Origin of the sequence: Pseudovibrio sp. Ad5 (assembly GCF_001623095.1) — a bacterium.
Classification (GTDB): Bacteria; Pseudomonadota; Alphaproteobacteria; order Rhizobiales; family Stappiaceae; genus Pseudovibrio.
Genome location: NZ_LMCH01000066.1, coordinates 1 through 23,868, shown reverse-complemented (window position 1 = coordinate 23,868; position 23,868 = coordinate 1). Strand labels below are relative to the sequence as shown.

The window sequence follows — 23,868 nt, the reverse complement described above, 5'->3', positions numbered from 1 at the left end:
ATGGCGATCAACCCGGATGATTGTTCAAAAGGATATTTGAAATGACGAAGATTGCAGTGATCCTCACCCAAGGCTTTGCCGATTGGGAATACGCATTGATTGCTGGCACTGGCGGCCCATTTTTCGGCATGCAGGTTGAGTTCTTCACCCCTCAGGTCGGTGAAGTGAAATCGCAAGGCGGGCTGGCTGCGATTGTCTCGCGTAAGCTGGATGAGATCAGGACGTTTGAACCAAGTGTTATTGTCGTTGTTGGGGGAACAATCTGGGAAACTGAACAGGCTCCGGATATCGCAGATCTGCTCAGGGCTCACCACGAGCGCGGTGGTGCTGTAGCTGGAATTTGCGGTGGCACATTGGCTCTTGCCAGAGCAGGTCTGCTAAATGAAGCGAGACACACATCAAACAACGCAGAATTCCTGCAGCAAAATGCGAAAAACTACAAAGGTGCTGAACACTACCAGTCAAGTGCATCCGCCATCTCGGATCGTGGTGTGATTTCCGCTCCTGGAACGGCCCCGGTATCCTTTTCAGCAGCTGTTCTTGAAGCCGCCGGGCTCGCCACTGACGCTCTTCAGCAGTTTAAGGCCATGCTTGGCGCAGAGCATTTGGAACCAGCAATGGCTGAGGCTACCTCTTAAAACCTGAGTCAGTGCCCTGGGTTGATAGGGCACTGACCAGTTTCTGCTGACTACACGAAAGCAAAGTCGCTTTCGCCAAGGAGTGCAGCATCCACATTCACCAGAGAAATGGAGTTTGTTCCAAAGGTGATCACGGTATCTCCGCCATCGTCAAAGATGGTGAGGTTGGCAAACTCTGCCATGCGGCTCTTGATCATGATGAGATCACTGCCAAGTTCAAAGTCGTTGATGGTGTCATCACCTCCCAGATTGAAGAAGCAGAAGTTGTCAGAGCCTGAACCGCCTGTGAGCGTGTCGTCACCAGCACCTGCAATCAACTTGTCCGCACCAGAGCCTCCGTCCAGAGTGTCGTCCCCGGCACCGCCTTTCAGCACATCGTTACCAGAGCCACCACGCAGGGTATCGTGACCGTTTCCGCCAATCAGCTTGTCCTTGCCACCGTTGCCGAGCAGCGTATCATTGCCAGCTTTGCCAACTAGAGTATTGCCAGCCGCATTGCCCATGATGGTGTCATTACCGCCACTGCCAATCGCGTTTTCAATAACGGCATTGTAAGCAATTGCCAGATTACTTAGGCCACCACCCACATCGGAGAAGGAGCCATCAATGAGGCTGATCATCTGGTTGACCTTACCAGCACCTGACATGTCGATGGTGTCATTACCACCGGCATCCCAAATGGTCACCGCGCTGGGCATGCCCTCGGAAAAATCATAGGCACCACCAGCATTGGAGTTGTAGCCGTAGACCGTGTCATCCGCACGGGTGGTCATATTCACCCCGTAAAGCTGCTGAAGCGCCAGAACATCCAGCGGCATGAGCGTATCCGGGAAACCGCCGTAACCGAGGTTGGAATCGGCATTACTCTCATCAAAATAGCTCATCACAGAATACTGCTGCGTATCCTGACGGAACTGAGCATGCTCATCATAAGTAATGCGAACACCCGGACCAGCGTTGTAGTCCCCCGGATGGGCCAGCCCCACAGCATGGCCGATCTCGTGCATCACAGCAAAGTGGCTGTAAGAGCCGGTTGGCAACTCATCAGTTGAAACACTGTTCGTGTTCAACCAAACGTCGCCTTCATTTTCACCAGCGTCCGGCGAACCTGGATAGTATGCATAGGCACCAGCACCATCCGTGGTGGAGTTGTAGTTGGAAAACAGCATGGTCGCATCGTCGGTGTATCCGCCCGGGTTCACCCGATCAAACGAGATATTGGCAATTTCTGAGTAGGAGGCCAACACCTTCTCAATAGCTGCAATCTGCTCATCAATGACATGCGCAAACGTGTCTTCAACCCCGTTGTTGTTCTCACGGAAGCCATAAGTCACTGTCGCAGCTGTACCCGGTCCACTCCATGAGAGGCCAGGGCGAAGCAAGGCACCAGCACCCATATTGCCGTCATAATAAGCTTTGTCGCCTTCCACAGCAGACAAGCCGTACTGGCCGGTGCCTTCATCACCATAGGACGCCACATCAAGATAGAAAGTTCCGCTGGTTGCTGCGGTAAACGTAATGGTGGAGTGCGTGCCCGGTCCGCCGTCATCATCATCCACCAACAAGTTCCCATCGGAATCCCGCAGGCGCAGATAAGGGTCAACCAAGCGGCTTTCGCCATCAAAAGTGCCAATAGCAGCAAAGGTGTAAGTCTGCCCGGCAACCAGCTCAACTTCATACCAGTCGTGGTCGCCGTCACTGGCAATAGTGCCCTGAACTGTCTCGAAGATATTGTTGTCCGATCTCTGCGCATCCTGCCCCGTATCCCTTAAACGGTAGGATGTAGACGCGTTGTCTGCGGCATCTCTGGTCTCATAGAGATTTGTCATTATGTTTCTCCAGCTTAAAATGGACATTCAGATGAATGAGTTCATTTTCGCTGGGGCTTCGGAAGGTCGTCCGTCCGCCCAGCATCTTCCAGGCACGCACGTTCCACTTGCTCAATGGCATATTGAACAGTCCGCTGTTGCTCCTTGCTGCTTTGCAAGGGGCTGCCAGCCACAGCCTCCTTCAACCGTTCAATGGCATAGGAACAAGTGGGGTCTGAGTAGGGCCGGTCAGGATTAACCGGCATTGAGGCTCTCACGCCGAAAGCGGAGAAACAGAAAGCAACAACCGCAATAAGCAATCTGGCGTTCTTCATGTGTCACAGCATCCAGTTCAAAAGCTCATGGACCATCAGAGAAGAGCAAAACACAGGTCAGGCAACAAACAATAGTTATTCATGACCGGTAGAAATGACGTCTACCGATGGCCTCCCACACATTATGTAATGATCATGCGTACGTGAATTTTCTAACAGTTGACGAAGGGGCAGAAAAACGAAATATCCTTAGGTGAATACATGCAAAAAGCATTATTCATCAAAGATCTGGCATAAATGATAGATTAGGTAGATTTATCGTGTATTATTATCAACTAAAATTACGTCAATTAATGTAATTATATTGCGCCTATGGTGGTTGGGTTAGTTTTATTCATTAGATTTCACGTGGATGAGCTGGCTGATTAATTGTTTTTCTAATCAGCCAGCAATCTACGCTACGGCAATCAAGAGTCCTCATCTTTCAGGCCAAACTTCTCACTGAAGACTTCGATCACTTCTTTGCACTCAGCGCCAACCTTGTCCTGCTTTTCACTCAGGCAGGTTAGAACACGACCACCGCCAACTTCTGTTTCTGAACACTGAGCTTCAATATCTGGAGCACAAATTGCCAGAGCCTGTCTGGCGTTCGCGAAGAAAAAGTCCAGGGCATCGGCGAAATCATCAATCGCAGTGGAGCATTGCTTACTGAGTTTATCCTCGTAGGCATACATGCATGCAAAAATGCGACCTTCTCCGGGTGTCACTTCCTTACAATGAGATTTTATCTCTGGTTCACAGGCTTCAAAAACGCCTTGGGCTGCATTCTTTCCTGCTGTATCCTGCGCCATCGCATTGTGTCCGGTGGCCGCAACCAACAAGCCAAGACCGAACAAGACAGCTCCGAGTGATTTAATCATTTTGGGGTCTCCAGAATAGAAAAATTACGGATTAACAACGATATAGACAGTCACGCCGTTTTGAAGGACAGGTCTGTAATAGACGCCGCCACAATTGTAGTAAGAATTGTATGGGCTGCAGCCAGATATGGACTGACGATAGTTGGTGCGTCTGGATGTTCTGCGAGATGTTCGCCGTGATACGCGTCTTGATTGATTGAGATGAGGGTTTTGGGCGTTAGCTTTGCCGACAGAAAAGAGGAGAGCCACGCCTGTTGGAAGCTCGGTAAAGTCGATCTGGCTGGTATAGCCGAGTGATCCTGCGATGACCGCTGCTGCGAGTAGTTTCAGTCGCATGTTTGTTTCCCTGAGTTGATGTGGTCTTTGGCACCAAACCAGTCCGATGAACGGGTGCATTGGGTTTTTGCCAATCGCTTCAGCCGTCGGCTTCCACGCATTTGAAGATGCTTAAGGACAAACGTTAGAGTTATCTTTCAGAGGCTCCTCGCGTTTTAGTCATACAAAACCTCAGGCCACTTCGTGGGGCACCTGTTCAAGTCAGCATCAAGTTTTTATGGGGTGAACGCTTCAAGTTTGCTCAAAGCTTGAGAGATCTCCTTCAAGCTGTTTTCACTCAAACTCTCATATATGGAGGCATGAGCTTTCTAGCTAAGCATAATGGGTCGCAAAGAAATTAAGCTGTCACCGCATTGGTCTGGAGTTGCTGAATGCCGGATGTAGACGCACAAACCATGTCACCAGAGGTCAAAGCCTGGGTGGAAAATGTACTAAGCGCTTGTAACCTCAAGTGGACTGGTCCGACGAAAAATTTTGAGCGCGAACCCAAAGAGAACCTGCGCATTGATGGCAAAACGCCTGTCGCGGATCACATCAATTACCTACGCAAAACATTGAAGGATACATATGCCAGGCGATCTGAGATTGCCGGCAAGGCGAAACTTGACCGAGAGCTTGCGGTGCACCTCCAACACTTTGATCAGGCCTATGTTGCAGTCGATAGTAATATCGACAAAGCACAGGCCAGTATGGGCAGTGGCGATGCTGGAGGCGCAATCAGTGACGCCGTGGACCAGCTTGAGTTCATGAGGGATGCGCTGGAAGCAGCTTATTACTCCGCAGCAAAAGATCCGGAAGAGGCCTACGCCGAGTTGCGTGAGAAAATTGATGCTGCCAAGGCTGAACTGGGCGAGCTGGGTAAGGAAAAAGAAAAAATTCAGGATGAGAACGCCCGCGAAGAGTTTGAGGATATCTACTCAGAAGCCAGAGATGGGCTGGATCAAACTTTGAAGACGTTGGAAGCTGACAAATTCCTCGAAGCTGAAGAAGAGTTGGAAGAAGCCAAAACCGTGATGCTCGATTTGCGACCTGGTAACAGTGAGGACATCGCAAAACGGAAGAAAGAATATCAAGCTGCTGTCGAGGATGCCCAAAAGAACATCAAAAACCTGTCTGGCAAGCTGGGTACTTTGAATAATCCGGACAAAGTCGCCGAGTTCAACAAACACAAAGCCTCCGCAAACAAGTTGATCAAGAAGGTCGAGACCGCTCTCAAGAACGGCAAGGTAAAGTCTGTGCGCTCAGATATTCCGAAGCTGAAGGGTGAAGTTGAAAAGATGAAAGCCTGCTTCAAAGTAGAGCCCAAGGCAAAAGCACCACCCAAAGGCAAATCCGGCAAAAAGTGACCTTAGGCGCAAGCTGAGCTAATCGCCGCTGGCCAACACGCCGCCTACGACAGAACGACACAATCAGGAAATGAGTGCCCCATGAAAACCACAGGCAAAGCCCTCGCAATGTGCGCTGCAATCTTGTTGAGTGGCTCAGCATTGGCTGCAGAGACTGACCAGAAGACCATCATCAATCCTGACACCCTGTCAGATTCAACTAAGTCTGGGTACGCGCAGATTGTCGTTGTCGCTCCGGGTGCTCGCATCGCATATGTGGCGGGTCAGGTGGGCATTTCCAAGGATGGATCAAACACCTTTGAGGAACAGGTCGACCGAACGTTCGACAACCTGATCAAAGCGCTCGAAGCTGCTGGGAGCAGCGTGGAAGACACGGTGAAAATCACCGTACTGATTAAAGATCATGACCAGTCCAGACTGGACTATGTCAACAAAAAGCGCCGCGAAATCTTTGGTGCCAGCCCACCAGCAAGCACACTCATTCCAGTGCCGGTCCTCGCAACGGAAATCATTGAGTTTGAAGTGGATGCGATTGCAATTGTGCCAGAAAAAGCACCTGCTGATTAAGGTGCTTGCCTGCGAAACTTCTGCCTGTACTGGGCTGGTGAGACGCCAACCTGCGAAAGGAACGAGCGTCTGAACGCGTTCTCGTCAGAATAGCCCAGTGCCTCAGAGATCGTGGCTATTGGTGTCGTCGTATACTCCAACTGAGACTTCGCACGCTCACAGCGGATGTTCAAAATGAATTGCTGCGGAGACAGTGACAGTTCTCGCTTAAAGTGCCGCAACAGGCTGCGTGTGCTCATACCCAAAAAGCCAGCAAGCTCCTGTACTTTGAGGGGGCGTGAGGACAAATTGTTCTGCACCCATTGGTCCGCACGTTCAATCGTCTCATCCCGTGTTTTTTCATGCCACGGGATCATGAAGGGCTGCTGCAAGCCTCGGTTTTCTTCAAGAACCATAAATCGCGCACATAATCTGGAAAGGGCAGGGCCTTCCAGCCGGTTGATGAGATGTAGTGCAAGGTCCAAAGAAGAAGTGCCCGCAGCGCTGGTAATGACATTGCCTGCATCAACGAGAATTTCATCACCGGCCAGCTCCACACCTTCATAAGCCGCGCTAAATTCCTTCTGCTTCCACCAGGTTGTTGTGGCTTGCTTTCCCTCCAGCAGTCCCGCTTCAGCAAGTAGAAACGTGCTGGTACAACTCGCAGCAATGATGCTGCCGTTTTGAGAATGGCGTTGAAGTTGCTCAGCAACACCACGGAACCAGTTTGTGCTGATCGTACATTGCGGCGCTGAGGTCGTGCCAATGCCGGGAAGAAACACCACATCAGGCGCAAAAATCTCCTCTAAGGAGCTATCGGGTGTCACCAAAATACCGTTTGAAGATCGAACAGGCTCGCCATCTAATGAGTAAGTCCGGACCTGAAACGGCATGACCTCGTCGCCACGCACCTCTGCAATCTGGTTTGCAGTCTTGAACATGTCTGCGGACCCAAAGGCTGCGAGCCCCAGAAAGTTCTCCAGCAGCAAAATCGCAATGGTTGAAGTCATGCTCAAATCTCATGTGGCGGATTATGTATGATTTGTGTCTAGTCGGACTATATCAAATTTCCTGCCAAAAACTAGGATCAACGGACCAAGGTCAGGTTAGAGCAGTAGGTCAGGATGAAACTTCACTTTCTTCGCAATGCAACCCTCATCATTGAGCACAAGCAACACCGCATACTGGTTGATCCCATGTTGGGTAAGGTTGGATCACTGCCAAGCTACAGCTTCATCCGACATAAAAGCCGGAGAAATCCGATGGTTCCGCTGCCTGATGGTGCGCAGCAGCACCTTGAAGGGCTTACTGCGGCACTGGTAACGCATTGTCAGCTCGGCCATTCAGATCATTTGGATGGCGCAGCAAAGAAACTTCTGCTCTCCAAGAAAATCCCGACCTACTGCCGTTTGGATGATGAGAGTTTCATTGGGAAAAGGGGAATTCCCACCGTGCCGCTGAAGGATGAGCAACGCCAACCCTTCTTCGACGGTTACATCACCCCAATCCCAACGGTTCACGGCTACGGCTGGATTGCGAGATTCATGGGCCCCGGCGTGGGTTACTTTCTCGAGCTGCCCGATGCACCTTCGCTCTACATTTCCGGCGACACTGTCCTCACCAAAGATGTCCGCCACTGCCTCAAAACCCTGAGGCCCGACATCGCAGTTGTCGCAGCAGGCAACGCAAGTCTGGATATCGGCAAGGACATCCTCATGTCGCTGGATGAGATCATGGAGTTCATCAGACTAGCGCCGGGACAAGTTATCGCAAACCATCTGGAAGCCATAAACCATTGCCCTGTAAAGCGAACGCAACTACGGGATCTGGCGCAAAAATCTGGTGTCAGTGACAAACTCCTGATCCCGGCAGACGGCGAAACACTCACGTTCAACAAACAGCCGGAGTTCGCCTGACCACAATGAGGCGATCCGGCGCGTGCCTGCTCAGCTCTCGGTTCCCATCAGGTCATCCCAGATGGCTTGCGCGACAACGCCAACGTCTCTGTCGCGCTTGCGGATTTGAAACAGGCGGGACTGGCGTGGCTGGAAGCCTTCAACGTTCAACTGAACCAGTTCGCCACGCGCCAGTTCCTCGATGATCATATGTTCGGGAATGCCGCCCCAACCGAGTTTGGCCTGCAGGATCTCCTTCTTGGCCGCAAAGTCCGTGACCGTCCAACGCAAACCACCCGGCAACAAATCCCGGCTTTGGCTGAGAGCCCCGCTGCCGCTGTCCGCCACGATAATCTGCGTATATGTCTGCATTTCAGCTATGGTTTTCATATGCTTACTCTGTGCAGGTTCAAACGCGGGGTGCGCAACAGGTAGGATGGTAACATCCGCAAAAGACACTGCTTCCACCTGTTCAACGGGCACACCATCCATGCTCGCGATAATAATATCAGCCCGATCGTGGAGCAGCCGTTCAATCGGACCACTCATGCTCTCGCGCGACAGGTGAATATGGGTTGCAGGGAACTTCGCCCGCACATGGCCAATAACCTCAAGAACGCGCTGTAACGGCAACGTTGCCGCAATCGCCAGCGAGACTTCAGCCTCCTGTATTGCATTCAGCGTTTTCGCCAGACTACCCAGCTCATTCATCTGCTGCATCACGCGGATGGCTTGCCGGTAAAAGACCTCTCCCGCAGGCGTCAGTTTAGGCCGATACGCCTCTCTGGACAGCAGAACCATATCAATCTCGGCCTCTAACTTCTTGAGCATGTGGCTGATGGCGGACTGAGACTTGTGCAAGCGATCCGCCGCACCGCGAAAAGTTCCTTCTGTCACAATCGCATGCAAAACAACCAGCTGCTCATAAGTCATAAAATACGTTCATCCAACATGATCTGAATTTCTAATCATTATCGTGAATATTCAATATTATCAATTAATCATGAGAGGCATTACTTCCTCAAAGCCTGATAACAAACACCTTGAGGAAAGAGCTTCCAATGAAACTGTTTTACAAACCCGGCGCATGTTCCCTGGCAACACACATCACGCTGAATGAGATCGCAGCCACCTACGAGATCGACAGCGTAGACACAGATGCAGGGAAGACCAGCACGGGCGTAGATTTCAAAACCATCAACCCGAAAGGCTATGTTCCGGCCCTCCAACTGGCTTCAGGAGAAGTGCTCACCGAAGGCGCTGCAATCCTCCAATACCTAGCAGACAATCACCCGCAACACGGGCTTGCTCCAGCAGCTGGAACCGTTGCCCGTACGCGTTTGCAGGAGTACCTGAACTTCACCAGCTCAGAACTCCATAAAGCATTCACCCCGTTCTTCACCGCATCAGCAACCACACAGGACAAGGAAAAGGCCGCAAAGAACGTTGCCGCCAAGTTCAACTATCTGGAGGCTCTGTTCAGTGACGGCAGAGCCTATCTCCTGGGCGCGGAGTTCTCTGTTGCAGATGCTTATCTTTTCGTCGTCTGCAACTGGTCGAATTTCGTCGGCGTCGATCTGATCAACTGGCCGTCCCTCGCTGCCTTTGTCCAGCGCACAAGCCAGCGCCCATCGGCACAGGCAGCAATGAAAGCTGAAGGCCTGATCTGATGAGCAACCCACAAGCCATTGCAGAAGTTCAGAAAGTGATGACAGGCTATTTTGACGGCCTCTATCACGCCGATACCAAGGCTCTGGCTGAGGTATTCCACCCCGATGCGCGCTACGTCAACATGATCGAAGGGGACTACATGCATAAGTCCCTGAGCGAGTACTTCGAAATGGTGGATCGCCGTATCCCGCCCGCAAGCAAAGGGGAGCCGCGACAGGACCGCATCCACTCTATGGAATTCGGCGGCTCTCAAATGGCTTTCGTCAAAGCCTCAATGACCATGATGAACCGCGAGTATCTGGACTTCCTCACTCTGACCAAAGACCAGCACGGTTGGCGGATCATGACCAAGATCTTCACCTACATCGCAAAGCCGGAGGCAAGCTGATGCCATATGTAAACATCAAGATCACCAGGGAAGGTGGACCGGATGGCAAAGGCCCAACCGCAGACGAAAAAGCCGAGTTGATCCAAGGCGTAACAGAGCTTCTGTCCCGCGTGCTCAACAAAAAGCCAAGCACGACCTTTGTGGTGATTGATGAGGTTGCTCTTGAAGACTGGGGCATTGGCGGCCTGCCAGTCATCCAGTATCGCCAGCAGGTCTCTTAAAACACCTCAAGCAAAAACGCAGGGCCCAAACCCTGCGTTTTTCAGTTCGCCTTATTGCGGCAGAATCTTCAGCGTCACATTCCGGTCTGGCACCAGAAAATCCGATGCTGTCACGACTAGATCGTCCGGGGTGATCTGCTCCAGAATTGTCGTGTAATTCTGATAGCGCTGGATCGCCTCAGGATAGCTTACAGCCTGACTTGCCAGTTCAAACCACAATCCATTGCTGTGTTCGGCATTGTTCATGGCTTCCAGAATAGGCTGGCGCGCACGCAGCAACTCATCCGCTGTGATATTGCCCTTCACCTGCAGCTCTTTGACGATATCCTGATAAACAGTCTCCGCCGCATCCACATCATCCAGTTTCAACTTGCTGGACATTCCAATATAGCCGAAGCCTTTGATTGTATTGGAGTTCATGCTGAACGCATAAGGGCTGTAAGTCGCGCCCATAGCCTCACGCAGTTTATCGCGCAGGCGTAGCTCTATGACGCCCTGCAACAACTGCAGCGTATAGCTCTGCGTTGCATCTGCATCATCGCTGGTTTTCCAATAATGCTGCAAAAGCGCCGCGTCACTGTCACCCTCATGGGTCAAAGATACAGCCTGCGCCTCTGGAAACTCAATACCAGTTGCGTAGCTATGCTTTGGAGCCTCAAAGGATTGCTGTAAAGCGCCGAAAGTCTCGGCAACCGCATCCAGAGCGGTTTGAACCTCAAGATCGCCTACAATACCAATCTCGATCGGGCCCTTTTGTGCGATGCGGGAGATGATTGGCTTCAACTCCTCATAGTTCCGCTCCAGCAGATCTTCTTCACTTCCTGCACCCCAGCGTTTGTCGCCGCTATGCAAAATGCGGGAGAACTCGCGGCCACGAACAGCTTCAGCAGAACTGCGGGAGTTCTTGTAGGTCTCTTTCAGGCTCTTTTGGTAAAACGCTTGCCCCTCAGGACGATAAGCCGGATCCGTCAAATACGCTGCGACCACCTGCAATTGCAGCTTCAGATCGTCCGGCGTTGTTCCGTATTGCCCGGAAATACCATCTTCGCCAAAGGAAAGACCAACGCCAACCTGAGTACCAGAAAGTACCTTGTCCAGATCAGCGACCGAGTACTTGCCAAGACCACCAACAATAAACGCGCTCTGGAAGAAACCGGCCAAGCCATCTTTATCAGCCGGCAGGTCTTCAATACCGCGGCCCGTGCGCAGAGACACAAACACCTTACCCTTGTCAAAGTCAGTCCGCTTGAAGTTCAGCACCACGCCGTTTTCAAAAGTGTAAGAGCGGATTTGCCCAAAACTGCTGATTGTCTGCTGGGCAACTTTGCCTTTGGGGCCAAAGCTTTCATAGTCAAAGCTGGTCAACGACTTGGCTTCAAAGGCTGCAACTGGCTGCTTCTGGCTTTCTTCAAACACGGAAAGAATGGTCTCTTCAGCATTTGGAAAGGCCTCGGCAGTCGTCATAAACAGGTTTGGTTTTGCGCCTTCCCAAAGCTCAAGCAGTGCTTTTGAGACTTGCGGCGCTTTCAGATCAGAAAAGTGTTTCTGGAAGAAGGCCAGATCATCAGCAGAGGATGTGGTGACACTCTCATTGAGCACATCGCGTACGAGTATATTGGCGATTGCACGGTTTGGAATAGTCTCTTCCGCTTTCACCGCAACTTCCAGCGAGTTGAGCCGGTTCACCAACTGCCGGTCAACTTCTTCCTGTGTCACGCCATAAGCCAGTGTTTGCCGAAGTTTCTGCTCCAGCAACGCAAAACCGTCCTGCCACTTGTCGGTGGCAACGGTCGCGCTGGCAACAACGGTGTCGGCAAAGTCCTCGCTGTAATAATCCGTGCCGGCAGTGACCATAGTATCGTGAGAGGCAAGGGCTGCATCACGCAGCCGCTCTTTCAAAATACTGATCCCGATCCTGCGCAGCGTGTTCTGAATGCGGTTTTGTTGGTTATCAATCAGCTCTTGAGAAGGTTTGACGAGATAGATGCTCAACACGGTAGGCAAAGACGGTTCTACAAAAAGCGCAGCACGCGGGGCTTCGGCAACCTTCAATCTCCCAAAATCCGGCTCTTCGCTGTCCAGCTGCTCTGCATTCGCAGGGCGCTCCCAATCCGCAAAGTGCTTTTGAATAGCAGCTTCTGTTGCTTCAACATCAATATCGCCAGTCACAACCACTGTGGTCCGACCGGGCGTGTAATAGCTCTCATAAAAATCGCGCAGGGTTGCCTGGTCAACGGCATCAATGCCGTCCATTGTGCCAACCGGCAGCAAAGTGCGCTGTTTAATGCCCGGATAAAGGTAATCAAATCTGGCAACCAGCGCGTCATAGCTCGGACCGTAATTGCCGCGCACTTCAGAGGCGACAACACCGCGCTCACGGTCAATAGCACTTGTTGAGAGCGTCAGTTCACTTGCTGTCTCACGCATAATAAACAGCGCAGTGTCCAGCAACTCCGCATCAGCTGAGGGCAGGGAAAGGCGGTATGTGGTGCTGTTCAATGTGGTCGCTGCATTGGTTCCAGCGCCAAACGCCAGTCCCGCGCGCTCCAGCAAGGCCACCATCTCGCCTTCCGGCACATTGGTAGAACCGTTAAACGCCATATGCTCCAAATAGTGAGCAGCACCCGGTTCCAACCCTTTTTCCAAGGAAGAGCCAGCATCAACCGCCATACGAACCTCAATCTGGTTCTTGGGGGATTGGCTCTGAACCAGCAAATACCGCATACCATTGGGCAGCTGACGAGAGATTATTCTGGGATGCAGTTTAAGGTCAGTCTCAGGAAACCAATAGGACTGCTGATCTTGAGCAACCTGCAACGCCGGCTTGGGCTGAGGGGCCGCGGCATCCTGCGCATAAACAGGAACAGAAAAGACCAGTCCAGTGCTCAGCAGTGCTGGCACCATAAGGTGTCTGATTACGTGCATTGTTGTTTCCCTGCGCCCTGCCCAAATTGCCTATGTGCTCTTGTATTGGTGTTCCCGGTGTGAAGATGTTCACGAAAGCACACCCCCATGCTTCAGCGCGCAGGTTTTGCAGACTTTGTTGAAGCCCGTCACAAAATAATTCCTAAGCTGAACCCGAGTACCCGCGAGGTCTTCACCTCATAAAAGCTACATCTGCGTAATTATCATAAACTTTGCTGTTTTTCATATGCTTTTGGTTCATGTTGCTTTTGTGGCAAAGCAGCGCAGGTGGATAAAAAACTATGGTTGGTTTGGTATCAGATTTAAGTGTGCAATGATTTTGGTTGGCTGACTCGCCATCCACGGGCTCTCTGGATTTATGAGATCAGTCCGCATTTCTAAGCTTTTGATTTTTTATGGAATACCAATATGAACGGGCAAATTATTATTCTGCACGGTCCCTCAAGTAGCGGAAAGTCAACCACTGCAGTTGCGCTGCAAAACGCGATTGAGCTGCCGTTCTGGCATATTTCAATCGATCATCTGCGGGATGGGGGAGTACTGCCGACGAAACGCTTCAAAAATGGGGATTTTAATTGGTCCAACCTGAGAAAAGCATTCTTTGAAGGCTTTCACGCATCACTAGCTGCGTATGCCCATGCTGGCAATAATCTGATTGTGGAGCATATTCTCGACAATCCTGATTGGCTTCCGGAGCTAAAAGAGCTGTTTCAGCCGTTTGATGTATACTTTGTTGGTTTGCATTGTGATTTAGAAGCGTTGAAGCAACGTGAAATCGCCAGAGGAGACCGACCCATCGGGAGTGCAGAGCAAGATTTCCACTCAGTCCATGTTGATCGTGTTTACGATCTTGAGATCAGAAACACCGCATCAACAGAACACAATGTAACAGCCATTCTTGAAGGGTGGCGCTCCGGCATTAGAAAATCTGAATTTGCGACGCGGTGAGGGTGCCGATTGTTGCATGGTTTAGATGGCTGAGGCTTTGAAACTGAATTAGAGTTGTTAATACGGCTAAGCCTGCCAACTAAAAACGCAGAGCAAAGGCCCTGCGTTTTCATGAAACCAATATGTCTGGCTAAAGAACCGCTTAGAGCGGCAGTTCGCTGACACCACCGTTGGCGGCGGACCATTCCAGCGGATTATTGAGGAACTTCTCAACTTCGTTCACCTTCTCAGCTGAGAAGTAATCGTTTGTGCGGCAAACGCGCAGGATGTCGTGCCATGTGGCAAGGTAGTGCAGGTTCACACCATGTTCTGCCAGCTTGCCTTTCGTTTCCGGGAAGATGTCGTAATAGAACACCACCAGCGTGTCGGTCACTTCAGCACCCGCCTTGCGCAGCGCTTCGCAGAACTTGATCTTGGACCCGCCATCGGTGGTCAGGTCTTCCACCAGCAGAACGTTCTGCCCCTCGTGAATATCACCCTCAATTTGCGCATCACGGCCATAACCCTTTGGCTTTTTGCGCACATACTGCATTGGCAGTGCCATTTTGTCTGCAATCCACGCAGCAAACGGAATACCAGCCGTCTCACCGCCTGCAATCGCATCAAACTTCTCAAAGCCCGCATCACGCAGCAGGGTTGCCACGGCAAACTCCATCAGGGTGCCACGAATGCGCGGGTAGGAGATCAGTTTACGGCAGTCGATGTAAACCGGGCTCGCAAGACCGGATGCCAGAATGTACGGCTCTTCTGGACGGAAGTTCACCGCCTTGATTTCCATGAGCATTTTTGCGGTCAGTTCCGCCATCACTTCGCGGTCAGGAAAAGAATTGGAAAACATCGCTGTCCCTCAAGTCACAGTAGGTGGTTTAGAGCGTATTCCCGAAAAGTGGTTCCGGTTTTCGGATAAGAATACGCGCGAAAACAAAGATCTGGAATGTGTGGGATGACAGGGAGCTGGCATCGCACGCATTCACGTCAAAAAAAAGCAGCTTGCCCCGGCCATATTAGGTGCAAACTGCTTTGAAACTCATCTTTAGGTCTCAACCTTCCAGAATATATCAAATCCCGGATTGAAGAGGGTCACCGGCCCGTCCGGTGTTGGAATACTCGGCGGGTAACTGACCTTTTCATCGGCCTTTACCAGATCAATGGTCGCCTCGTTTGGTGCCATGCCATAAAACGCCGGACCATTGAGAGAGGAAAATGCCTCAAGCTTGTCGAGTGCGCCTTCCTGCTCAAACACATGTGCCAGACAGCTCATGGTATTTGGTGCGGAGAAGATGCCAGCACAGCCACACTCACACAGCTTGTTCTGGTCAAGATGCGGGGCGCTGTCCGTTCCAAGGAAGAAACGGGCATCGCCAGAAGTGGCCGCAGCACGCAGCGCAAGGCGGTGTTTCTCACGCTTCGCCACAGGCAGGCAATAGAAGTGAGGCTTGATGCCACCGACCAGAATGTCATTCCGGTTGATGATCAGGTGGTGCGTGGTGATCGTCGCCGCCAGATTGTCACCACCAGACTTGGCATAATTGACGCCTTCTTCCGTGGTGATGTGCTCCATCACCACTTTCAGCTTAGGGAACTTGCGGCGGATCGGGTCCAGCACAGTCTCAATGAACACTGCTTCACGATCAAAGATGTCCACGTCAGACGTTGTGACCTCACCATGGACCAGAAGCGGCAAACCGATCTCGGCCATGCGTTCCAGAACACCCGCCACCTTATCAAAGTCGCGCACACCACTTTGTGAGTTGGTTGTCGCGCCAGCAGGATAAAGCTTCACCGCAGTCACCAGACCAGACTTGGCTGCCTGCTCCAGATCATCCGCATCGGTGGTCTCTGTGAGATAAAGCGTCATGAGGGGAGTGAAGTCGTGCCCCTCTGGCATGGCTGCCAGAATGCGATCCCGATACCCGGCAGTATCCTTGCTGGTGACAACAGGTGGGACCAGATTAGGCATGATGATCGCGCGGCCAAAGTTTGCAGAAGTTGACGGCAGAACGGCCTTCAGCATCTCGCCATCACGTAAGTGCAGGTGCCAGTCATCAGGCCGTCTAATGGTCAGGCGGGTCTCGGTCATCTTCATGCTCCGTGTGGTCGAAAGGCTGCGCGACACCGGTTTACTGCCCAATGCCACCAAATCTCAAGGAAAAACTGATGCTTTCGAGCATCTCGCACAAATACGTAGTTATGGGAACTAGCCCTTCGGGTGAAATGCGCTGCGTAACATTGCGAAAAGTACGCAGCTAGGTACTTCCCACTATCCACATCTTCATAGTTTCAAAGTGCCCCGCACAAATCCTATGCGAATCTACCTGTCAATTCTCACAGGTCGCCAAGCCCCAAATTTACATGGATTGATCTGGTGGGTGGATTATCATAATGTTCCTGTTATGTACTAAGTTAATTCACTTTTAGTTCTGGTTTTTGCAGGCGAGTCGTTACGGCAGTCTTCACAGCTTGATCTCTTTCAAATGAAAATCGTGTCCATGTCAGTTTTCACGACCTTCGCCTCATCCGGCCATTCAACTCTCAAGGAGAAGATCACCTCCTTGCCATCACGTGTTTCCCCTGTTCACCATGGCGCAGGTGAGCAGGGGCGCGTGTACTTTATCGAAGAGGTCATCCGCTCAACCGTGCTCTATGATCTGCTGAAGACCCTGCGTGACGCCCGGTTGCCAGATGCCTGGCTCGCGTCAGGCGCAATCTACCAAAGTGTCTGGAACGCACTGACGGGCAGGGAGGCCGGACACGGCATCAAAGACTACGACCTGATCTACCATGATGAGGCTGACACGTCCTACGAGGCCGAAGACCGTGTGATCACCAGCCTCGCCAAAGCTTGCGAACCGCTGGGGCTTCCAGTTGAAATCCGCAATCAGGCCCGCGTGCACCTCTGGTTCCCCAAGCACTTCGGCATGGACTACCCCAAACTAGGCTGCTCGCTGGAGTCTCTCCTCTACTACGCTTCAACAACCCACTCCGTCGCCGCCCGCCTGCACGACGATGACCGCCTGCAGATCGAAGCCCCCTTCGGACTGGAACCCATCTTCCAAATGCAGATGCTCCCAAACAAAGTCCTGCCCAACGAAGAAACCTTCACCCGCAAAGCCAACCGTCTCACCAAGCACTGGCCAGAACTAACAATCGTCCCTTGGTAGGCTGCCCCCAAATTTTATCCGCCTACCCAAAAGCCCGCTTTTCGATCTCAAAAGTGGGCTTTTGCACGCCAACCACTTGTAAGAATTGAGATAACGAACCGAGCCATAACAACAAGCGACCCGCAATTGATCCTCAACATTGTTTACCAAGGCCCAACCCACCAATGGATTATCTCATTGGAATCTTTTAGTAGTTAGAAAGAGTAGAGCATCTCCCCGAGGCATGGGTTCCAGTCCTCGGATCAGGATATGCATAAACATGAAGTGTCAGAGCATCACCAGTGATCCGGTTTGATCACCCGATACTCTGAAATGAACCGGTGCAGGCGTCATCAGGGCTATGCCAAAATTAGTGCGTCACTTAGCTTTGGCCAATGCCAACTTGGAGTACCTGGATCAGGCAACGCTCGCGGACCCTCAACTCACCAGTGAGGAGGATCGCAAGCGGTTACTTGAGCTGGTCCTGCGCTCCAACGCGCATCTGATTTCCGCAATGAAGGGCATCAGATCCCTCCGCCTGCCGGACTGGTGCATCTCCGGCCCCTCCATCGCATGGCCTCTTTGGACTGCGTTGAAGGGCAAGCCCGCCATGGCTGGCAATCACCAGCTCTACATCACCTACTACGATCCATCAGAGCAAGCCCTCGAAAAAGAAGCCACCTACCTGCGCCATATCCGTCAGATCCTGAGCGCTGGGCCTTATCAGGTGCACCTGTCCAATCAGGCAGGCCATGTCATCCATCATGATAGCGAGCGGATGAGCAATGGAACACCAGTCACATGCACTGCAGAAGCTTTGGTACGCGATCCCGTCCAAACCTATGCGCTCGGCGTCCGCTTGGAGACCAACGGAACCTTCACCGTTCTGGCACCGTTCGGTTTGTCTGGCGTTTTTTCAATGAAGATGGAACGCAATACCGGATACTGCGACGAAGAGCACTTCCTCTATAAACTCCGCCGCGTTGAAGCCATGTGGCCGGGAGTTGTTCTCAGATAGCTTTTGCTGGGGCGTTTTCCCAAAAGGTGTTCCGGCCTCTAGGCAGGAATACGTGTGCAAACAAAGAGATAGATCTTCGCACGTGAATGGACTGTGTCCTAACGAAGCGGCTGAACTAGCAAATAGCCTCTTCCTATCAAATGTACGGTTAAACCAACCGGAAACGGCAGAGCAACTGCATTCTCGTAATCGCACTTTGAACTTGGCGCTCCATCCGGGCAGGCATACTTCCGGAAATCTTCTTGATCACTCCGGCTTCTCTCTGTGGCTTGTGCGACAGCCGCCATCCCGTCTCCCAACCGCGCCCGAAGAGCTGCCCAACCTGCAAGGAAACCATTCTCGCCCCAAAGCGACTTCTCAGAGCCAGCTAACTCCTCGAGATAGGCCAGTTCTTTACGAAAAGCGGCCTGATAGACTGGGTCCATATTCACATCGGTGATTTCGTCGTAGTAGAGCTTTTCAATGTAAAGCGGCGCAAAACTGCCTGCGTATGGCGCGAAAAGATAAAAGAAGCTGTTGTCCGCACTCACAAGCTCAAGTGTGCCGTCACCATCCAAGTCCTCAAAGCTATAGCCATACCCGCCATCCAGCACCGCACCCTGAACCATCACCCAGCTCCCTTCTCGATTTTGCGTGATGATCTGTTGCTCCACGCAGCAATGCGCCCCGCCCGTAAACTGCTTGATCACGACCTGAGGAAACTCAGTCTCCTTGGCAAGACGAATAACCTCAACGCTCTGGCCGTACTGAGGAAAATAACTTGGCTCCGTCTCAAACGAGAACACTTTATTCTGCCCGGTCCATCCAACAACCTGTACCTTTGAATTCTTTGAGAATTCATCATTCGGGTCAGTCTGTTCCGTGATGAGGCCCGCATCAACACGCAGCTTTTCGAGTTTCAGAGAAAAATGGTTCTGCGCTTCAAACTCTCCAAAACGCAAGTTTCTGGCGGGCCAAACAGTCTCCAAGTAGCGGCGCCCGTGAGACAGATAAGCATCCTCAGGCAAATCAATCGAAATCTGCTGGCGTGCCAGTTGCAGATTTTTAAAGTTTACAGGGCCAACAACCACTCCAAACCAGCCGTTTTCTGAGCGAACCACCCGCACTTTATCCTGATAGGGTGTCCCTTGCAGAGCTTCTTGAAAGCCTTCCGCCAGCTGCACAGCTTCGGTCGCATCCTGTTTGCTGGCAAAAACAAGCCATTGTTGCCCGCCTGAAAGGCTGAGACTGTCTGCTGCAAAACTGATACTTGGCGTACTGAAAAGTGTGAGCAAAAAAACTGAAATCACTTTTAGAAATTGCATTGCTCGACTCCACATACAGTACTGACTAAAACCAATTAAAACAGGTTCTCCTGGTTGCCTCAAAGAATTTCGCCAAAGCTAACAACAGGAAACATTAATCAAACCGATTGATGTCGAAATCCGCTGTCTCTTGTAAAAACTCAATAAAACCATCCACTTGATGCTCGGCGGTCAAACGCCCTTTTTCTGAACTTGCATTTGCAGCATTTCCCACTGTCCCATGCGGGTTCAAATCAGAAGCAATCCAGCCATAAGAAGGGAGCCCGGTTGGCCCCAGCCGGGCATTCTCATCAAGATCTTGAGCTGTTGAGCGGAAGTCTTGTGCATGCAACATGTCAACAAGGTCTGCCCGAAAATGCAGCATCAACGAAGTTTCCTCATCGCCTCCATGCAGCCCAAACTTCAGTTCTTCCTCGCTAAACAGCCCTTTTGGCGCTCCCAAGCTGGACCAATGACATTTGCCAACCAACATCTTGCAGCGAATGCGAAGCTCCCGCGCGACAATGCCGATCAAGTCCAGGTTCCCGCCATGAGAGTTGGCAATGATCATTTTCCGGATGCCACAGGCCGCAACCGAAGTGCCAATGTCGATCCAATGTTTTGCCGCTGTGTCGGCTCTTAGCGACAGTGTCCCGGGCGCATGAATATGCTCATCAGACTTCCCAATGCATTGTAAAGGCAAAATACGGAAGTCCAGCGTTTCCGGTGCACGGGCGCACAAGGTCTCAAGCATACCCTCATTAATGTATGTGTCCACTCCAAGCGGGAGATGGGGACCATGTTGCTCAACAGCAGCTGTCGGCAAAATCGCAATCGTCCTTTGAGCATCAATATTCTCAAAGTCTGAGGTTTTAAAATCCATCCAATAGCGTCGAGGAAACATGGCAGATACCTCTAGAGTCAGTCGCTGTCCGCAGGCCATCTTTGGTTTGGCCTGAGAAGAGGGGCTAAGCTTTGCAAAGGCTGCGGGTTTTTCGATCAATCACCTTTAAATGGCGAAGCCTTGAGGTTTCAGTAGAGCTGTCCATGTTGTAATGGGCAGCGTATCTGGTTTTTACCCATGGGTTGCAAAGCACACGCACGCCCCGCAAAACGGTTTTCTTGCCGGGCATACCCATAAGAAAACTAAGCCATCTTGGCGCACCACAGGTGGTAAAAACGGCAAGTTTCTTAATGTTCTGCAAATTTGGTTTGATCGCCCCCTCTTCAGTCAGCTTAAAAGCAACACCCGGTACCAGCACGCGATCAAGCCATCCTTTGATCATGGCAGGCAAGCCATACCACCAGGTTGGATAAATGAAGATGAGCGTGTCGCAGCGCTGCAACGCGTCAATGTGGTGCTCAAGACCTTGCTGGTTGAGGGAGGTATCCAAATAGCTATCCAGTTCGCCCTTGGTTAAAATTGGCTGAAAACCCTCCTCATAAAGATCAATGAGATCCAGGCTGACGTCTTGAAGCCTGAGTGTCTTTACCACCTGTTCAAGGACAGCCTTGCTGAAACTTTCAGAGTTTGGATGGCAATAGACGATCAGCGTATGCATGTTCTTATCCGGTTCAAATGTTTTTCTATCAATTTCTACCACGCCTTAAATGAGTTGAGGCTGGCTTCTCATTGAGTTTCATCATCATGATCGCATGAAAATCGTCTAGTTCGTAATCCTCCCTAACTCAGCTAATGTTTTCTGTAACGTGATGATAATAATAGTATAAATCTACGTATTTCTTGGTTTTACTATGCTTACTCAGCGGTGCTTTTTGGGTAATGCCTCAATATTTACACAATTTTGTATATTTTTTAGTGCGTACTTTCTGAAAGACCAATTCAGAAAACAAGCCGCGAGCCATCAGGAGGAGATGAGCCCGGTAAGAAGAAGCGAAATCGCCAATCAAAAATGAAAACCGCTTCCAATCCTCCCAAAAATAATCTGCGCCCTATGAATGGTGCACTGTGTAACTCATCAAAAAGAAGCAGAACCAATGACGAACCACAGACCTACTCTCCGATCCGTTCAGGCTCCATCTGCCGTTGTTATGATCCGCCCTTTGTTTTTCAGCACAAGCAAAGATGCAGCTCAGAGCAGTGCTCGCAGTCTTATTGGTGAATCTCAAAAAGACATCGATTTTGCAGAACAGGCATATGTTGAGATTTCTGCCGCAGCAGATGAGTTGAGTAGGCATGGTGTTGATGTTCATCTGTTCGAAGATAAGTCTCGTGATACACCACACTCTGTTTTTCTGAACAATTGGCTATCAACGCATGCAGGCGGTTATGTCACCATCTACCCAATGCAGGCGGAGAGCCGTCGAAAAGAACGTCGTAGTGATGTAATCGAGCTTCTTAAATCCGAATACCGCGTTCAGGATGTAGTTGATTTTTCAGAGCTGGAAGATGAGCAGCAGTTCCTCGAAGGAACGGGCGCAATGGTGTTCGATAACGTCGAGCGCGTTGTATATGCAGTCCCGTCAAGTCATGCAAATCAGCAGGCTCTGGAACAGTTCTGTGATCATTTCAAATATGAGCCTGTGATTTTTCAGGCGCAACACACTGATGGCAAGCCTGTTACTCACACCAATGAAATTCTTTGCATTGGCACTGGCATCGCATTGATTGGATCAGACTTGATCACTGATCCTGCAATAAAAGCAGAGATCCTTCGCCGTTTAGAGCAGTCTGGACGTCAGGTTGTTCAGTTGAACAACGAGCAAATTGAAGCCTGTTCAGGACGTTCCATTGAGTTGCATAGCAAAACAGAAGGCTTGCTTCTTGTTATGTCCGAGGGAGCATACTCTTCTTTACATCAGGATCAGATCGATCTGATTGAGCAGAGCACCAAGATTGTTCAGTTGAAGCTGGATACCATTGAACAAGCAGGCGGCTCAGCCCGCTGCGCTATGGCAGGCATCCATCTCAACCTGCGCGAAGTTGAACCTGAGCTGGAAACTGAAGCTACTTAAAGTTTCCCTGCTGAGTATCGTTTAAGTCCACAATATCGGTGACCGTCAGAACAGCTGGCGTGTCACCTTTATTTTTGACCCAATGCTGCACCTCAGAGTTTTCGTTGATCACTTCACCAAGCTTATGAATGACCGGCACACCGCATTCATTACTATACTCAACAAACTCGCCTTCTGTGACCAGCGCCAGAGCCGGTCGATTTTCATGACCATGTAAAAGAACGTGCCCTCCCGGTTGAACCGTAATGGTCCGCATACGAAGGTTATGATCAGGGATGTTGACCTTCTCTTTGCCAAGATCGATAGCATCGAGTTCTTCAGTCTCTACCAAATAGTTTTCCGTTGGAGCGCTATCGTCAATGGCTGAACCTTCCTGGCCAGGAGGACATTGTCCGGCCTGAGCAGAAGGAAGAGCTAAGCCTGCAAAAAACAGTGTAGTCGCAGCGAGTATAATGGTCTTCATAGGGACCTCCAATGTTCCGGCCAGAACATAGCTCAACTGAAAATCCAAGGTGCCGGGATTTGAGAGCATGTTAAACTCCTCATGAAGCCAGCTGATAAGAAGCAACTAAAATTATCTCGCAGAATTTTTCGCCATTTCTATAAGCAGTAGGCCCACTTCGGCGGGGATAGTTTTTTGGTTTGCGTTTATAAGATTTGATAGAAGGAGGATAAGTGCTGTCTCTCAGTTGGTCGGAGCAGGAGGCGTTTGATGATGCCGTTCTTAGTCCTCCGTCTTCCCAAACGCACTGTTTCCTTGCCGTTTTGAACATTTGAACGCACAAAAACGCTGTTTCACGCAAAATCACGCAAACGAACGCAATGGCGGGGCTTTCCATTGGGCGTCTCAGCACATTAATGCCATCTCGGCGAGTTCAGGCGCTGCAGCCTGTGCCACGACCACCATGCACCCTCATTCATTATTCAGTTTTCAAAGAACGCGGATTGCTCCGAAGTCTGCTTGCCAGCGTTCTGAGAGAGTGCAGCCTGATTTGATCGCGGTCTATTCCTGTAATGTTCTCCCTGAGTCTTTGGTGGCCGGGAGTTGGAGCATGGAGAATGGCTGGTGTGATTACGGGGAAATAAGGCGCCTTTAAACCTCTCGTTGGGGGAGATTGATTAGATAGATTTATCCCCCACAGGGACGGTGTGGAATTGAAACGGCGGGTTTCTGCGGATTAGGTATGTTTTACACATAGGTGGGTGATGTTTTTGGGTTTTTTTGTCGTTTTCTGGTTGACGGTTGGAGGGCTCAGGCCTATAACCCAGCTCATCGAGAGCGACGGCGCTGCCGGCGACGGCACGATGCGCTCTTGAGTTCCTCGAAAGGATTGATCGCTCAGGCTCGATCGGAAATGATTGAGTTGGTGAGTGATTTACTCTTTTGAGTGTGGGTGAAAGCCCTGTTCATTGACAATTGAATACGGAAGAAGAAAGAGAAACGTGGACGGCGGTTATTCGCGAGTGTCTTGGTAACAAGACGCTGTTACGGAATAGCTGACTTAGTTTACGTTTTTCAGAACACCAAAGATTT

At 50.9% G+C, this 23,868-nt stretch carries 24 protein-coding genes; 11 read left to right on the top strand and 13 right to left on the bottom strand.

Annotated elements, in window-relative coordinates:
* Positions 1–41 precede the first annotated feature (41 nt).
* Complete coding sequence (locus PsAD5_RS25165) at positions 42–638, top strand: DJ-1/PfpI family protein (protein ID WP_063294129.1); 597 nt, start codon at positions 42–44, stop codon at positions 636–638.
* A 50-nt stretch (positions 639–688) separates the two neighbouring features.
* Here PsAD5_RS25165 and PsAD5_RS25160 read toward each other — a convergent pair whose 3' ends face one another.
* The 4 genes from PsAD5_RS25160 to PsAD5_RS27740 all read right to left on the bottom strand — a co-directional run bounded on the left by PsAD5_RS25160 (position 689) and on the right by PsAD5_RS27740 (position 3,977).
* On the bottom strand, positions 689–2,467 hold the full coding sequence (locus PsAD5_RS25160; RefSeq protein WP_153041422.1) for a M10 family metallopeptidase C-terminal domain-containing protein: 1,779 nt from the start codon (positions 2,465–2,467) through the stop codon (positions 689–691).
* Between the two features lie 41 nt (positions 2,468–2,508).
* Complete coding sequence (locus tag PsAD5_RS25155) at positions 2,509–2,781, bottom strand: hypothetical protein (protein WP_082830561.1); 273 nt, start codon at positions 2,779–2,781, stop codon at positions 2,509–2,511.
* Between the two features lie 407 nt (positions 2,782–3,188).
* On the bottom strand, positions 3,189–3,641 hold the full coding sequence (locus PsAD5_RS25150; protein ID WP_057461724.1) for a cysteine rich repeat-containing protein: 453 nt from the start codon (positions 3,639–3,641) through the stop codon (positions 3,189–3,191).
* A gap of 24 nt (positions 3,642–3,665) precedes the next feature.
* Positions 3,666–3,977: a hypothetical protein gene (locus PsAD5_RS27740; protein WP_063300249.1), complete on the bottom strand. Its 312-nt coding sequence runs from the start codon at positions 3,975–3,977 to the stop codon at positions 3,666–3,668.
* Between the two features lie 371 nt (positions 3,978–4,348).
* On the opposite strand from PsAD5_RS27740, the gene PsAD5_RS25145 reads away from it, so the two are divergent.
* Both PsAD5_RS25145 and PsAD5_RS25140 read left to right on the top strand, forming a co-directional pair.
* Entirely contained in the window at positions 4,349–5,323 is a 975-nt protein-coding gene (locus tag PsAD5_RS25145; protein WP_063294126.1) for a hypothetical protein, read from the top strand.
* Positions 5,324–5,404: 81 nt separating this feature from the next.
* The gene (locus PsAD5_RS25140) at positions 5,405–5,890 is read left to right on the top strand and encodes a RidA family protein (protein ID WP_063286643.1); all 486 of its coding nucleotides are present in this window, start codon (positions 5,405–5,407) and stop codon (positions 5,888–5,890) included.
* Here the strand turns inward: PsAD5_RS25140 and PsAD5_RS25135 are convergent.
* Entirely contained in the window at positions 5,887–6,879 is a 993-nt protein-coding gene (locus PsAD5_RS25135; protein WP_063294125.1) for a GlxA family transcriptional regulator, read from the bottom strand. The two genes, PsAD5_RS25140 and PsAD5_RS25135, sit on opposite strands and share 4 nt — an antisense overlap.
* Positions 6,880–6,993: 114 nt before the next feature.
* On the opposite strand from PsAD5_RS25135, the gene PsAD5_RS25130 reads away from it, so the two are divergent.
* Positions 6,994–7,785: an MBL fold metallo-hydrolase gene (locus PsAD5_RS25130; RefSeq protein WP_084406049.1), complete on the top strand. Its 792-nt coding sequence runs from the start codon at positions 6,994–6,996 to the stop codon at positions 7,783–7,785.
* Positions 7,786–7,815: 30 nt separating this feature from the next.
* Here PsAD5_RS25130 and PsAD5_RS25125 read toward each other — a convergent pair whose 3' ends face one another.
* The gene (locus tag PsAD5_RS25125; RefSeq protein ID WP_063294124.1) at positions 7,816–8,697 is read right to left on the bottom strand and encodes a LysR family transcriptional regulator; all 882 of its coding nucleotides are present in this window, start codon (positions 8,695–8,697) and stop codon (positions 7,816–7,818) included.
* A gap of 128 nt (positions 8,698–8,825) precedes the next feature.
* Here PsAD5_RS25125 and gstA point away from each other — a divergent pair, with 128 nt between their 5' ends.
* Genes gstA through PsAD5_RS25110 form a run of 3 tightly spaced genes read left to right on the top strand, consistent with a single transcriptional unit; the run spans position 8,826 to position 10,044 of the window.
* Entirely contained in the window at positions 8,826–9,434 is a 609-nt protein-coding gene (gstA, locus tag PsAD5_RS25120) for a glutathione transferase GstA (protein WP_063294123.1), read from the top strand.
* The gene (locus tag PsAD5_RS25115) at positions 9,434–9,823 is read left to right on the top strand and encodes a nuclear transport factor 2 family protein (RefSeq protein ID WP_057461729.1); all 390 of its coding nucleotides are present in this window, start codon (positions 9,434–9,436) and stop codon (positions 9,821–9,823) included. Before gstA ends, PsAD5_RS25115 begins: the two co-directional genes overlap by 1 nt.
* Positions 9,823–10,044: a tautomerase family protein gene (locus PsAD5_RS25110; protein ID WP_057461730.1), complete on the top strand. Its 222-nt coding sequence runs from the start codon at positions 9,823–9,825 to the stop codon at positions 10,042–10,044. The genes PsAD5_RS25115 and PsAD5_RS25110 overlap by 1 nt, the downstream gene beginning before the upstream one ends.
* A gap of 51 nt (positions 10,045–10,095) precedes the next feature.
* Here PsAD5_RS25110 and PsAD5_RS25105 read toward each other — a convergent pair whose 3' ends face one another.
* A complete protein-coding gene (locus PsAD5_RS25105; RefSeq protein ID WP_063294122.1) occupies positions 10,096–12,969 on the bottom strand; it encodes a M16 family metallopeptidase in 2,874 nt (957 codons plus the stop codon).
* Positions 12,970–13,377: 408 nt separating this feature from the next.
* Between PsAD5_RS25105 and PsAD5_RS25100 the strand changes: the two genes are divergently transcribed.
* The gene (locus PsAD5_RS25100) at positions 13,378–13,917 is read left to right on the top strand and encodes a chloramphenicol phosphotransferase CPT family protein (protein WP_063286650.1); all 540 of its coding nucleotides are present in this window, start codon (positions 13,378–13,380) and stop codon (positions 13,915–13,917) included.
* A 142-nt stretch (positions 13,918–14,059) separates the two neighbouring features.
* On the opposite strand, the gene PsAD5_RS25095 is transcribed toward PsAD5_RS25100, so the two are convergent.
* Together PsAD5_RS25095 and pyrC are read right to left on the bottom strand one after the other, a co-directional pair.
* On the bottom strand, positions 14,060–14,755 hold the full coding sequence (locus PsAD5_RS25095; protein WP_057461032.1) for an orotate phosphoribosyltransferase: 696 nt from the start codon (positions 14,753–14,755) through the stop codon (positions 14,060–14,062).
* 195 nt (positions 14,756–14,950) lie between these two features.
* Positions 14,951–15,997, bottom strand: a complete 1,047-nt coding sequence (pyrC, locus tag PsAD5_RS25090; protein WP_063286651.1) for a dihydroorotase — start codon at positions 15,995–15,997, stop codon at positions 14,951–14,953.
* Positions 15,998–16,406: 409 nt separating this feature from the next.
* On the opposite strand from pyrC, the gene PsAD5_RS25085 reads away from it, so the two are divergent.
* The gene (locus PsAD5_RS25085; protein WP_208980862.1) at positions 16,407–17,078 is read left to right on the top strand and encodes a nucleotidyltransferase family protein; all 672 of its coding nucleotides are present in this window, start codon (positions 16,407–16,409) and stop codon (positions 17,076–17,078) included.
* Between the two features lie 340 nt (positions 17,079–17,418).
* On the top strand, positions 17,419–18,075 hold the full coding sequence (locus PsAD5_RS25080; RefSeq protein WP_208988831.1) for a nucleotidyltransferase family protein: 657 nt from the start codon (positions 17,419–17,421) through the stop codon (positions 18,073–18,075).
* Between the two features lie 98 nt (positions 18,076–18,173).
* Here the strand turns inward: PsAD5_RS25080 and PsAD5_RS25075 are convergent, their stop codons facing one another.
* The 3 genes from PsAD5_RS25075 to PsAD5_RS25065 all read right to left on the bottom strand — a co-directional run bounded on the left by PsAD5_RS25075 (position 18,174) and on the right by PsAD5_RS25065 (position 20,920).
* Entirely contained in the window at positions 18,174–19,379 is a 1,206-nt protein-coding gene (locus PsAD5_RS25075; protein ID WP_063294121.1) for a hypothetical protein, read from the bottom strand.
* Between the two features lie 94 nt (positions 19,380–19,473).
* The gene (locus PsAD5_RS25070; protein WP_063294120.1) at positions 19,474–20,262 is read right to left on the bottom strand and encodes a creatininase family protein; all 789 of its coding nucleotides are present in this window, start codon (positions 20,260–20,262) and stop codon (positions 19,474–19,476) included.
* 64 nt (positions 20,263–20,326) lie between these two features.
* On the bottom strand, positions 20,327–20,920 hold the full coding sequence (locus PsAD5_RS25065; protein WP_208988829.1) for an NAD(P)H-dependent oxidoreductase: 594 nt from the start codon (positions 20,918–20,920) through the stop codon (positions 20,327–20,329).
* A 436-nt stretch (positions 20,921–21,356) separates the two neighbouring features.
* On the opposite strand from PsAD5_RS25065, the gene PsAD5_RS25060 reads away from it, so the two are divergent.
* Entirely contained in the window at positions 21,357–22,334 is a 978-nt protein-coding gene (locus PsAD5_RS25060) for an arginine deiminase-related protein (RefSeq protein ID WP_208988827.1), read from the top strand.
* On the opposite strand, the gene PsAD5_RS25055 is transcribed toward PsAD5_RS25060, so the two are convergent.
* Complete coding sequence (locus PsAD5_RS25055) at positions 22,327–22,797, bottom strand: cupin domain-containing protein (RefSeq protein WP_208988825.1); 471 nt, start codon at positions 22,795–22,797, stop codon at positions 22,327–22,329. The genes PsAD5_RS25060 and PsAD5_RS25055 overlap by 8 nt on opposite strands.
* Positions 22,798–23,868: the final 1,071 nt, after the last annotated feature.